Source organism: Ruegeria sp. BHSA191, from assembly GCF_059613325.1.
The window spans coordinates 236,948-249,311 of record NZ_JBXWSH010000005.1; the positions used below are offsets into that span (position 1 = coordinate 236,948).

General features: G+C 65.2%; 14 protein-coding genes. 13 read left to right on the plus strand and 1 reads right to left on the minus strand.

Going from position 1 to position 12,364, the window contains the following annotated elements; all coding sequences use genetic code 11:
• Positions 1-52 precede the first annotated feature (52 nt).
• Both AC2FNS_RS08005 and AC2FNS_RS08010 read left to right on the plus strand, forming a co-directional pair.
• Positions 53-745 carry a metal-dependent hydrolase gene (locus tag AC2FNS_RS08005; RefSeq protein WP_496712218.1) on the plus strand — a complete coding sequence of 231 codons (693 nt, stop codon included), beginning with the start codon at positions 53-55 and terminating at the stop codon, positions 743-745.
• Positions 742-1,920, plus strand: a complete 1,179-nt coding sequence (locus AC2FNS_RS08010) for a M24 family metallopeptidase (RefSeq protein ID WP_496712219.1) — start codon at positions 742-744, stop codon at positions 1,918-1,920. The genes AC2FNS_RS08005 and AC2FNS_RS08010 overlap by 4 nt, the downstream gene beginning before the upstream one ends.
• Before the next feature lie 7 nt (positions 1,921-1,927).
• Here the strand turns inward: AC2FNS_RS08010 and AC2FNS_RS08015 are convergent, their stop codons facing one another.
• The gene (locus AC2FNS_RS08015) at positions 1,928-2,398 is read right to left on the minus strand and encodes a nucleoside deaminase (protein WP_496712220.1); all 471 of its coding nucleotides are present in this window, start codon (positions 2,396-2,398) and stop codon (positions 1,928-1,930) included.
• Here AC2FNS_RS08015 and AC2FNS_RS08020 point away from each other — a divergent pair.
• The 11 genes from AC2FNS_RS08020 to AC2FNS_RS08070 form a co-directional block, all read left to right on the plus strand.
• Entirely contained in the window at positions 2,397-3,272 is an 876-nt protein-coding gene (locus tag AC2FNS_RS08020; RefSeq protein WP_496685835.1) for a pseudouridine synthase, read from the plus strand. The two genes, AC2FNS_RS08015 and AC2FNS_RS08020, sit on opposite strands and share 2 nt — an antisense overlap.
• Positions 3,273-3,449: 177 nt before the next feature.
• Complete coding sequence (locus AC2FNS_RS08025) at positions 3,450-4,364, plus strand: 5-bromo-4-chloroindolyl phosphate hydrolysis family protein (protein WP_496685832.1); 915 nt, start codon at positions 3,450-3,452, stop codon at positions 4,362-4,364.
• Between the two features lie 30 nt (positions 4,365-4,394).
• Entirely contained in the window at positions 4,395-5,585 is a 1,191-nt protein-coding gene (locus tag AC2FNS_RS08030; protein ID WP_496712221.1) for a toxic anion resistance protein, read from the plus strand.
• Positions 5,586-5,596: 11 nt separating this feature from the next.
• The gene (locus tag AC2FNS_RS08035) at positions 5,597-6,550 is read left to right on the plus strand and encodes a DUF2927 domain-containing protein (RefSeq protein WP_496712222.1); all 954 of its coding nucleotides are present in this window, start codon (positions 5,597-5,599) and stop codon (positions 6,548-6,550) included.
• 22 nt (positions 6,551-6,572) lie between these two features.
• Positions 6,573-7,721 carry an SPFH domain-containing protein gene (locus tag AC2FNS_RS08040; protein ID WP_496797412.1) on the plus strand — a complete coding sequence of 383 codons (1,149 nt, stop codon included), beginning with the start codon at positions 6,573-6,575 and terminating at the stop codon, positions 7,719-7,721.
• Between the two features lie 9 nt (positions 7,722-7,730).
• A complete protein-coding gene (locus AC2FNS_RS08045) occupies positions 7,731-8,048 on the plus strand; it encodes a CPCC family cysteine-rich protein (protein ID WP_496712224.1) in 318 nt (105 codons plus the stop codon).
• A 6-nt stretch (positions 8,049-8,054) separates the two neighbouring features.
• Positions 8,055-9,170, plus strand: coding sequence for a TFIIB-type zinc ribbon-containing protein (locus AC2FNS_RS08050; RefSeq protein ID WP_496712225.1), 1,116 nt, complete (start codon positions 8,055-8,057; stop codon positions 9,168-9,170).
• A gap of 99 nt (positions 9,171-9,269) precedes the next feature.
• Positions 9,270-9,950, plus strand: a complete 681-nt coding sequence (locus AC2FNS_RS08055) for a nitroreductase (protein WP_496797688.1) — start codon at positions 9,270-9,272, stop codon at positions 9,948-9,950.
• A 24-nt stretch (positions 9,951-9,974) separates the two neighbouring features.
• Entirely contained in the window at positions 9,975-10,412 is a 438-nt protein-coding gene (gene dtd / locus AC2FNS_RS08060; RefSeq protein WP_496712227.1) for a D-aminoacyl-tRNA deacylase, read from the plus strand.
• Positions 10,412-11,515, plus strand: a complete 1,104-nt coding sequence (locus AC2FNS_RS08065) for a DUF4147 domain-containing protein (protein WP_496712228.1) — start codon at positions 10,412-10,414, stop codon at positions 11,513-11,515. The genes dtd and AC2FNS_RS08065 overlap by 1 nt, the downstream gene beginning before the upstream one ends.
• Before the next feature lie 51 nt (positions 11,516-11,566).
• The coding region (locus AC2FNS_RS08070) for a CocE/NonD family hydrolase (protein ID WP_496803812.1) at positions 11,567-12,364 on the plus strand (798 nt) is incomplete at its 3' end.

Sequence of the window (12,364 nt, forward strand, 5' to 3'; positions counted from 1 at the left end):
TTTACATAGCCGATGCTAGGCTGGCCCTGAACCGGTTTCAGGAGGGTCTTTCATGAAAATCATCTGGTTGGGGCATGGCAGCTTCCGAATTCACGCGGCGGGACAAGTCCTGCTTATCGATCCCTGGCTGAGCGGCAACCCGATGCTGCCCGAGGACCAGCACGACGCAGCCATCCGGGGCGCCACGCATATCCTGCTGACCCACGCGCATTTCGACCACGTCGCCGACGTTCTGCCGCTGGCCAAACGCCTGAACATTTCGGTGGTGGGCCAATACGACGTCATGGCCCATTGGGCCGAGGCCGAAGGGATCGAGACCATCGGCTTCAACAAAGGCGGCCGGGTCGACCTGAACGGGGTCAAGGTCGACATGGTGCCGGCCTCGCACAGCTCGACCTTCGCCACACCCGATGGCCCGCGCGCCGGTGGGTCCGAGGTGGGGTTCATCCTGTCGGCTGATGGTCATACGGTCTATGTCTCGGGCGACACCACGATCATGGCCGACATGGAGTGGATCGGCGACTATTACAGACCGGATATCGGCATTCTGTCGGCGGGCGGCTATTTCACGATGGATATGAAAGCCGCCGCCTATGCCGCCCGGCGGTATTTCGACTTCAAGACGGTGATCCCCTGCCACTACCGGACCTTCCCGATCCTGGAACAATCCGCCAAGGACCTGGCGGATGGGCTGCCGGGCGTTACCGTCATCGAGCCCGAGGTCCTGCAGGAGATCGAGCTTTGACACCCGCGCTGGCCTTCTCGGCGGAAGAATACGCGGCGCGGCTGGCCAAGACCCGTTCCGCGATGGCCAAGCGGGGTGTCGAAACCCTGCTGGTTGCGGACCCGTCGAACATGGCCTGGCTGACAGGGTATGACGGCTGGAGCTTCTACGTCCCGCAGATGGTGATCGTCCCGCGCGACGGCGCGCCCCTGTGGTGGGGCCGGACGCAGGACAAGCCCGGCGCGGCGCAGACCACCTGGCTGGACCCCAACGACCTGCACGACTGGCCCGAAGAGCATGTGCAGCACCCCGACCATCACCCGGTCGAGTCGCTGGCATCGCTGCTGCGCGAGCGCGGCTGGACAACCCATCTGGGTGTCGAGATGGACAACTATTACTACTCGGCCGCCAGCCACCGGATCCTTGAGACCGCGTTCGGCCGCGATGCGCTGATCGACGCGACCGGGTTGGTGAACTGGCAGCGTGCGGTCAAAAGCGAGGCCGAGATCGCCTTGATGCGCAAGGCCGGGCAGTTGACCGCGCATATGCACGCAGTGCTGCGCGACGGGTTCCGCCACGGGGTTCCCAAGAACGTGCTCGTGGCCGAGGTTCAGGCTGCGGGCATCGCCGGGCTGCCGGGTCTTGCGGGCGACTATCCCGCGATTGCGCCCATCGCGCCCTCGGGGGCCGAGGCCTCGGCCTCGCACATCACTTGGAACGACCGTCCGCTGAAACCGGGCGAAGCGACCTATTTCGAAATCTCGGGCTGCCATCGCCGTTATCACTGCCCGGCCAGCCGCAGCCTGTTTCTGGGTGACCCACCCGCCGATATCCGGCGCGCGGAAACCGCGATCCTGACCGCGATTGAGGACACGCTGGCCGCCGCCCGCCCCGGCGCCACCTGCGAAGAGATCGCCGCCTGCGTCTATGACAGTTTTGCCCGGGCCGGCTATGTCAAAGGCAATCGCACGGGCTATCCGGTGGGCCTGAGCTATCCCCCCGATTGGGGTGAGCGCACCATGAGCCTGCGCCCCGGCGACAGCACCGTTCTGCAGGATAACATGACCTTTCACCTGATGCCGGGTCTTTGGACCCCCGATTGGGGGCTGGCCATCACCGAAACCTTCGTGGTCACGCCGACGGGCGGGCAACCCTTGGCAGACATCCCCCGCGAACTGGTCGTGAAACCGGCCTGAGCGCGCCTCAGCCTTTGGGCCCGCCGCCACCGCGCTGCGCGGCAAAGAAATCGCGCAGCAACCGGGCGCAGTCCTCGGCCGCGATGCCGTCATAGACGTCCGGCCTGTGATGGGCCTGAGGGTGCGAGAACACCCGCGCCCCATGCGCCACGCCGCCCGATTTCGGATCGGCGGCCCCGTAGTAGATCCGCCGAATCCGCGCTGCCGCCAGCGCCGCGGCGCACATGGCGCAGGGTTCCAACGTGACATACAGGTCATGCCCCGTCAGACGCTCGGACCCGACGGCCCGGCAGGCGGCGCGCAGGGCCAGGATCTCGGCATGCGCGGTCGGGTCGTGCAACTCGCGCGTACGGTTGCCGTCTGCCGCGATGATCTGCCCGTTGGGCGACACGATCACCGCTCCCACTGGAACCTCGCCCCGATCACCCGCCGCGCGCGCCTGTTCCAGCGCCTTGTCCATATGCGTTCTGAAGACCATGCCCCTGACTGCCCCAGAAACCCACCTTTCGCAAGCCGCGCCGATGCGCTATGCGCAGGGCATGAGCAACACCCCTCCTCCCGGCGACCGGATCGCCAAAGTGCTGGCCCGCGCCGGCATCGCCTCGCGCCGCGAGGCCGAACGCATGATCGAAGCGGGCCGCGTGACCGTGAACGGCAAAACCATCGACAGCCCGGCGCTGAACGTCACGCCCAACGACAGGATCACCGTCGACGGCAAGCCCGTGGCCGAGCCCGAACCCGCGCGTCTGTGGCTGTATCACAAGCCAACCGGTCTGGTGACCACGAACCGCGACGAAAAAGGCCGCCCCACGATCTTCGACAACCTGCCCGAGGGCATGCCCCGCGTCATGAGCGTTGGCCGGCTGGACCTGAATTCAGAGGGCCTGTTGCTGCTGACCAATGACGGGGCCATCAAGCGCAAGCTCGAGCTGCCCTCGACCGGCTGGCTGCGCAAATACCGGGTGCGGATCAACGGCCGCCCCAAGGACGAGGACTTTGCCCCCCTGCGCCAAGGTCTTGTGATCGAGGGCGAAAGGTTCCAGCCCATGACCGTGTCGCTGGACCGCCAGCAAGGTGCGAATGCATGGCTGACGATCGGACTGCGCGAGGGCAAGAACCGAGAAATCCGCCGCGCGATCGAAGACATCGGCTTTACCGTGAACCGGCTTTTGCGCGTGTCCTACGGACCGTTCCAGCTGGGCAATCTCAAACCCGGCGAGGTCGAGGAAATCCGTCGCCGCGTTCTGCGCGACCAGCTGGGCCTGGAACCCGAAACCCCACCGGCTGCTGCGAAACGCTCAAGCCGCCCCCAAAGATCCCGCAGGCCGGGCGGCAAGAAATCACGCAATTGACGCGGGTTATCGAACCTTCCCCCTAGCGCCAAGCCCCTTGATACCCTAGGTTTTCAAGGGGACAACCGCAGTTGGAGGACGTCATGTCCGGGACCGGAGTGCAAAAAATGGCCTACGCGGCCCTGCTGGTGCTGTTGTTCGGCGTCTGTACCGGTTGGCTCGGGGGGCTCTGAAGCCATGGCCAAGCGATACGGCGGAAAGTTCAGCCCCGACGGCCAGTCCGACACCGACGCGCCCGCCCAGCGCGGGCAATACGATGGCGCCCGGGTGAACCCGGTCGGCGCACGCGCCAATGTCCTGTTCGTTCCGGCGATCCCTCTGGTCTTTTTGTCGCTCAACGACGGCGCGATCGGGATGACCCTGGGATTGCTCGCCGCCGGCATTCTGACCGCTGCAGCCTTTCTGCTGCGTGAAGGGCTGAAAGCCGAAGATGCCTACAACGCGCGCCGCACCGCGCGCCGCCCAGCCTTTCCCCGCAAGATCTTCTCGTCCGTTTTGACCGGGCTTGGGGTGGGTCTGGCCGCCTATCGCAACGACTATCTGGATGCCGAGGCCGCCAGCCAGGTCAGCCTCCTAGCGCCGATCTTGTTCGGCGGCGTGGCCACGGCCCTGCATTCCGTCGCCTTCGGCCTCGACCCGATGAAAAACAAGGGCATGGAGGGCGTGGACACCTATCAGCAAGACCGGGTTGCCCGCGTGGTCGAAGATGCCGAAGCGCATCTGAACCAGATGTCGGATGCCATCAAACGGGCCGGCGACCGCAGGATCGAAGCCCGGGTCGAGCGGTTTCAAACCACCGCTCGCGATCTGTTCCGTACGGTCGAGGAGGATCCTCGCGATCTGGCCGGTGCCCGCAAATACCTGACCGTCTATCTGCAGGGAGCCCGCGATGCGACGATCAAGTTTGCCGATGTATATGCGCGCACCCGCGACCCACAGGCTCTGTCCGATTACTCGGCGCTGCTGGACGACCTCGAGCAGAATTTCTCGGCCCGCACCCGAAAGATGCTATTGGATGACCGCAGTGATCTGACGGTCGAAATCGACGTGCTGCGCGAAAGGCTGCAGCGCGAAGGCGTCCGGCTGGACTGACCGGCCAAACCAAGAACAGGGAAGCTTCTCATGTCTGACGAAATCAAGAAAAAGGCGGCCGAGGCCGAAACGCTGGTTCAGGAAGTTGTGGCCGTCGCGTTGCCCGAGCCGAGTTCCGAGATCGTGCCTTTGGAAGAAGCCGACGAACCGGTCGGCGCCGAGATCCGCAAGCGCATGGCCGAGATCGACATGGGCGACACCAACTCGATCGTGTCCTTCGGGTCGGCTGCGCAGGCCGAGCTGCAGGAAATCAGCCAGGCCATGCTGGCTGACGTTCGCAACAAGGATGTCGGACCCGCCGGCGACAGCCTGCGCGACATCGTCACCACGATCCGTGGCTTTTCCGTGTCTGAACTGGACGTGCGCCGCGAGCGCAGTTGGTGGGAGAAACTGCTGGGCCGCGCCGCGCCTTTCGCGAAGTTCACCGCGCGCTACGAAGAGGTGCAGGATCAGATCGACCGGATCACCGACAACCTTCTGTCGCACGAACACACGCTGCTGAAGGACATCAAGTCGCTGGACCTGCTGTATGAAAAGACGCTGGATTTCTATGATGAACTGGCGCTGTACATCGCGGCCGGCGAAGAAAAGCTGACCGAACTGGACAGCCATGACATCCCCGAGAAAGAGGCCGAGGTGCAGGCCGCCCCGGAAGATCAGCAGGTGATGAAGGCGCAGGAACTGCGCGACCTGCGGGCCGCCCGCGACGATCTGGAACGCCGTGTGCATGACCTGAAGCTGACGCGGCAGGTGACGATGCAATCGTTGCCCTCGATCCGGCTGGTTCAGGAAAACGACAAGTCACTGGTGACCAAGATCAACTCGACCTTGGTGAACACCGTGCCGCTGTGGGAAACCCAGCTGGCGCAGGCGGTAACTATCCAGCGCAGCGCCGAGGCCGCAGCCGCCGTGCGCGACGCCAACGATCTGACGAACGAGTTGCTGACCTCGAACGCCGCAAACCTGCGCCAGTCGAACAAGATGATCCGCGAGGAAATGGAGCGCGGCGTGTTCGACATAGAAGCCGTCAAGAAGGCCAACGAGGATCTGATTGGCACGATCAATGAAAGCCTCGCCATCGCAGATGAGGGCAAAGCCCGCCGCGCCGCCGCCGAGCAAGAGCTGAAGAAAATGGAGGCGGAACTACGCGACGCGCTGGCCTCGGCCAAGGCCCGCAAAGACGGGTTGGGCGACACCGCCGGAACGGCCGTGCCGAAATAAGGGCTGCGCGCATGCGGATGAGGCATCTTCTTGGGCGCATCTGCGGCTTGGGCGCATTGCTGATCGTCGCCGGCTGCGACGATCCGCTCAAGACGTCGCTGGCGCCGCAGGCTCGACCCGAGGCTGCTCCATCCGCTGATGTCTACGTTGAACCTTCGGCCGCCAGCCGGGACCTGGCCCGCTACTACGAGCGGGTCGAGCGCGACCTGCTGACGCGCGGCCTGCTGCGCACCGACGGGGGCGGGCCGGATACCCCGTATGACGCCGACGATCTGGCGCGGAATTTCGAAACCATCGCGTTTTACAATGAGTATCCCGGCACCACTGTTTCGGCGGGCGGGCAACGCGTCGGTGGGCGCCTAAGCCGCTGGGCCAGCCCGGTCCGCGTTGCGGTCGAGTTCGGTCCCTCGGTTCCGCCACAGCGCCGCGCGGCGGACAGCGCCGATGTACAGGCCTTCTCGGCCCGGTTGGCGGCCCTGACCGGCCATCCCGTGTCCTCGGTCAGCCGCAACGGCAATTTCCACGTCTTCATCGCCGGTCAGGATGACACCGAATATGTGCAGGCCCGGCTGCGTCAGCTGATCCCCGGCATCGCGCAAGAGCAACTGGATCTGTTCGCGGATCTGCCACGCTCGTTCTATTGTTTTGTCTTCGCCTCGGCCACGCGCGGGGCGCCGAACACCTATACGCGCGCCGTCGCCCTGGTGCGCGCCGAGCAACCCGACCTCATGCGTCTGAGCTGCATCCACGAGGAAATCGCCCAGGGGCTGGGGCTGCCCAATGACAGCCCCCGGGCGCGGCCTTCGATCTTCAATGATGACGACGAATTCGCCCTGCTGACCAGCCATGACGAAAAGCTGCTGACGATGTTGTATGATCCGCGCCTGAAACCCGGCATGACCGCGCAAGAGGCCGCGCCGGTGGTGCGGATCATCGCCCGTGAATTGATGGGGCAATCGCTTTGACCCCGATGACAGGAGAACCCAGATGGGAATTTTCGATTTTCTGACCGGAGAATTCATTGATGTCATTCATTGGGTGGACGACACCCGCGACACGATGGTCTGGCGGTTCGAGCGCGAGGGACACGAGATCAAGTATGGCGCCAAGCTGACCGTGCGCGAAGGCCAGGCGGCCGTATTCGTGCACGAGGGCCAGCTGGCCGACGTGTTCACGCCCGGCCTCTACATGCTTGAAACCAACAACATGCCGATCATGACGACGCTGCAGCATTGGGATCACGGGTTCCAGTCGCCGTTCAAGTCCGAGATCTATTTCGTCAACACGACCCGGTTCAATGACCTGAAATGGGGCACCAAGAACCCGATCATGCTGCGCGACCCCGAATTTGGCCCGACCCGGATCCGCGCCTATGGCACATACACGATCCGGGTCAAGGACCCGGCCCGTTTCCTGGTCGAGATCGTGGGCACCGATGGCGAGTTCACCATGGACGAGATCAGCTTTCAGATCCGCAACATCATCGTGCAGGAATTCAGCCGGGTGATCGCGGGGGCAGGCATCCCGGTTCTGGACATGGCCGCCAACACCGCCGATCTGGGCAAGCTGATCGCGGCCGAGGTCTCGCCGGTGCTGGACGGTTATGGGCTTGAGATGCCGGAATTCTACATCGAGAACATCTCGTTGCCGCCGGCGGTCGAGGCGGCGCTGGACAAGCGCACCTCGATGGGGCTGGCGGGGGATCTGGGCAAGTTCACCCAGTATTCGGCGGCCGAGGCGATGACGGCGGCCGCCAGCAACCCAAGCGGTGGCGGCGGTATGGGTGCTGGCCTTGGTATGGGAATGGGCATGGCGATGGCAAACCAGATGTCGAACATGGAAGCGGGTCGGCCGTCAGGCCCGTGGGGCGCGCCCGCGCCCGCTGCCCCGCAACCGGCCGCGCATGTGGCCCCGCCGCCTCCGCCGCCGGTCGAGCATGTGTGGCATATCGCGGTAGACGGTCAGACCAGCGGGCCGTTCTCGAAGGCCAAGATGGGCCGCATGGCCAGCGCGGGCGAGATTTCGCGGGACACCTTCGTGTGGACACCAGGTCAGGACGGATGGAAGAAAGCGGGCGAGGTACAGGAACTCGCGCAGCTTTTCACGATTCTGCCGCCTCCGCCGCCCGAGGCATGAGGCATCGGCATGACCGCATCGCGGAAGCGCTCGAAGACAGGCGGGCGCAAAGCGCCGCAGCCGCCGCAATTCATCTGCCCGTGGTGCGGTTATGTCACCCTGGCCGAGCGCGGGGCCAATCTGATTTGCGCGATCTGCTTTTGGGAGGACGAGGACATTCTGTACGACAAGAACCCCCGCGAACCATCTGCCGCCAACCACGGCCTGACGCTGGCCGAGGCGCGCGAGAATTTCAGGGCGATCGGGGCCTGCGAGGCCGCGATGCTGCCGCATGTCCTGCCCGAGGAGCAGCGCGCAGCCTATCTTCACTTTCCCGCCGACAACTGACCACCTATGACCCAGCCCCCTGCCCCACCACCCGGCTCTGCGGAACACCGTTTTCCATGTGACAATTGTGGCGCGGACTATCGCTTCGATCCGCAATCCGGCACGCTGACCTGTGACCATTGCGGCCATTCCGAACCGATCGGTGCTGGCCCTTGGGGAGGCGCCAGCCTGCGCGAGCTGGACTTCGACGCGGCCATCGCCGACCGCCTGCCCGACAGCGAGATCGAAGAGACGCGGGTTCTGACCTGCCCCAACTGCGCGGCGCAGGTCGAGTTCGACCCCAACACCCACGCCGCGGAATGCCCGTTCTGCGCCACCCCGGTCGTGACCGATACCGGCGTGAACCGGCACATCAAACCGCGCGGCGTACTGCCCTTTGCGCTTGACGAACGCGCCGCGCACAAGGCCATGAGCGACTGGCTGGGGCGGCTGTGGTTCGCGCCGAACGGGCTCGAGGACTACGCCCGCAAAGGCCGCAGGATGCAGGGCATCTATGTGCCCTACTGGACCTTCGACGCCGACACGAAATCGGCCTATCGCGGCGAACGGGGCGTGGTCTATTACGAAACCCGGACCGTGATGCGTGACGGCAAGCGGGTGCAACAGCAGGTACCCAAGGTGCGCTGGACACCGAAATCCGGCCGGGTGGCCCGGTTCTTCGATGACGTGCTGGTGCTGGCCTCGCAATCCTTGCCCAAATCATACACCGACGCGCTGCAACCTTGGGACCTGCCCGCGCTGGAACCCTATCAGCCCGAGTACCTGGCCGGGTTCCGGGCCGAGGCATATACGGTCGATCTGCAGCAAGGCTATCAGGAGGCCCGTGGCCACATGGCCCGCGTGATCGAGCGCGACGTCCGTTTCGACATCGGCGGCGACCGGCAGCGCATCCACGCGATCGAAACCGACATCCGCAACGTGACCTTCAAGCACATCCTGCTGCCCGTCTGGATGGCCGCCTACAAGTATCGCGGCCAGACCTATCGCTTTGTCGTCAACGGTCGCACCGGTCAGGTGCAGGGTGAACGGCCCTGGTCGGCGATCAAGATCACGATTGCGGTCGTCCTGGGCCTGCTGGCGGCAGCCGGCATCGGGTATCTGGTGGCGACCGGGCAGCAATGACCGCTGGGTTCCGCCGCCGAAAACTCTGCCGCGGAACCCCTTGAACATCCCCGGCTTCTCACCCATCCTGCCGCCGGCTGCCACGGAGGAGAGGACGACGTGACCCTGGCCGATCTGAACACGCTTCTGACCGCGCGCCATTCCTGCCGCGCCTTCCGGCCCGTTCCGGTGCCGCGGGGTGACATCGAACGGATCCTGACCAGCACGGCCCGGGTGCCCAGCTGGTGCAACGCGCAGCCCTGGCAGGTGGTCGTGACCAGCGGCGCGGAAACGGATGCGTTCCGCAGCGCTTTGCGGGCCGAGGCCGAGACAGGCCAGGCGGAGCCCGACCTGCCCTTTCCGACTGGCTATTCCGGCGTCTATCAGGACCGGCGCCGGGCCTGCGGATGGGCCCTGTACCAGGCAGTAGGCGTAGAGAAGGGCGACCGCGCCGGATCGGCCCGGCAGATGATGGAAAACTTCAACCTGTTCGGCGCCCCGCATTGCGCCGTCCTGTCCAGCCCAGCGGAACTCGGCCCCTATGGCGCGATGGATTGCGGCGGGTTTGTCACGGCTTTCACACTGGCGGCACAGGCCTTGGGCATCGCCACGATCCCGCAGGCGGCGGTGGCCGCCTATGGGCCGTTCTTGCACCGCTATTTCAACATCCCCGATAACCGGCTGATCCTGTGCGCGATTTCCTTCGGCTATCCGGATATCGACCATCCGGCCAACCAATTTCGGACCGAGCGCGCCACGCTGGACGAGTTCGTCACCTGGCGTGGGGCTTCGGCCGAGTGAGCGGAGTTTGAGAAAGACACCGATATGCGCGCATTGATACAAAGGGTGTCCGAGGCATCGGTCTCGGTCGAGGGGCAAGTCATCGGCCAGTGCGGGCCGGGGCTGCTGGTGCTGGTCTGCGCCATGCAGGGTGACGACGACTCCCGCGCCGAGCAACTGGCGGCAAAAATTGCCAAGCTGCGGATCTTCAAGGATGACGCGGGCAAGATGAACCGGTCCGTGCTGGACATCGGCGGCTCAGTCCTTGTGGTAAGCCAGTTCACGTTGGCTGCCGACACCTCGCGCGGGAACCGCCCCGGATTTGCGGCGGCCGCCGATCCCGCAACCGGCGAACGCCTGTACGAACACTTTGCCCACGCGCTGGCCGCGCTTGGCGTTCCGACCGAAACCGGGTCTTTCGGAGCGGATATGGCGGTGTCCCTGATCAATGACGGCCCGGTTACGATCTGGATGGACATGTGATGACGATGCAGGATCAGGCGATCGCGATATGGAAGGCTGGCGTTGCCGCCGTTGACGGCTACGGCGCGGTCAAGGCGGCGCTGCCCGATGTTCCGCGCCCCGATCAGATTCTGGCGGTAGGCAAGGCCGCGGCGGCGATGATGAATGCAGCGCAGGATCATTTCGGCAAGACACCGGGCCTTGTGGTCACGAAAGACGGCCATGCCGAAGGGCTGCCGTCACATCTGCAGATCATCGAAGCCTCTCACCCCGTGCCCGATGCCCGCAGCCTGAAGGGCGGCCAGGCTCTGCGCGCGGCGGTTCAGGCCATGGGTCCCGGCAAGCATCTGTTGCTGCTGGTCTCGGGCGGTGCGTCCTCGCTGGCCGAGGATCTGGTGCCGGGGGCCACCCTCGAAGATCTGGCGCGGCTGAACGCGCAGCTGCTGTCCGAGGGCCTGGACATCACCGCCATGAACGCCCGCCGGCGCGAGATGTCGCGGATCAAGGGCGGGGGCCTGCTGGCCGGTTTCGGCGGAGCGCGCGCGACGGTCCTGGCCATTTCGGACGTACCGGGGGACGACATCGGCGTCATCGGATCGGGCATCGGCGCCGTACCCGAAGCCCCTCAATTCGAAGCCAGAGTCGAGATCATTGCCTCGAACGCCCATGCGCGCCGCGCCGCAGCCTACGCGGCACGTACCGCCGGTCTAGACGTTCTGGCCGAGGAAGAGGCCCTGCACGACGACTATCTGTCCGTCGCCGCTGATATCGGCGCGCGGCTTCGCCAGATGCCGCCGGGCGCGATGATCTTTGGCGGAGAGCCGACGGTTGTCCTGCCCGAAAACCCGGGACGAGGCGGGCGGAACCAGGCGCTGGCCCTGGCGCTGGCGCGCGAGATTCAGGGATGCGAGGGGCTGTATGTCGTGGTCGGTGGAACCGACGGAACCGACGGGCCGACCGATGCGGCCGGCGGTGTCGTGACCGGCGCGACATGGGCCAATGGGGCGGACAAGGCCTTGCGCGATGCCGATGCGGGCTCGTTCCTTGACTGGGTCGGCGCTTTGCTGGTGACCGGCCCCACGGGAACCAATGTCATGGATCTGGTTGTCGCAACAAAGGAATGAATTGACGCTTTTCCTCTCACACCATCCGCCGATGCGCCCGAGACTGGACGCATGACGCAGGCGAAGAACTCACTAGCCGAGATCGAAGAGGTTCCGGACCAAGGCATCATTCTGTCGGACGGCTGCCGCCTGTCGGCTCGGATCTGGCGACCTGTCGATGCGGCGCAGCACCCGGTGCCCGCCATCCTGGAATACCTGCCTTATCGCAAGCGCGACGGCACGACGGCGCGCGATGCCCTGACCCATCCTTGGTTTGCCAAACGGGGTTACGCCTGCATCCGCGTCGACATGCGCGGCAATGGTGACAGCCAGGGACTGATGGAGGATGAATACACCCAGCAGGAACTGGATGACGCCGTCGAAGTGATCGAGTGGCTGGCCCAACAGCCTTGGTGCAGCGGCGCGGTCGGGATGATGGGGATCAGCTGGGGCGGCTTCAACGCGCTGCAGGTGGCGGCGCTGCAGCCCGCCCCGTTGAAGGCCATCATCACCCTGTGTTCGACCGCCGACCGCTATGCCGATGACATCCACTACAAGGGCGGCTGCCTGCTGAACGAGAATCTGGGCTGGGGGGCCACCATGTGGTCGTATTCGTCCCGCCCGCCCGACCCGGCGCTGCGTGCCGACTGGCGCGAGATGTGGCTGCAGCGGTTGAAGGCCGAACCGTTCCTGCCCGCGGTCTGGCTGCGGCACCAGACCCGTGATGCCTATTGGCGGCATGGGTCTGTCTGCGAAGACCCCGGCGCGATCCGGGCCGCGACTCTGGCGGTGGGCGGCTGGGGCGATGCCTACAAGAACACGGTGCCCTGGCTGGTCGAGAAACTGACCGCGCCCGTCAAAGGCATCGTC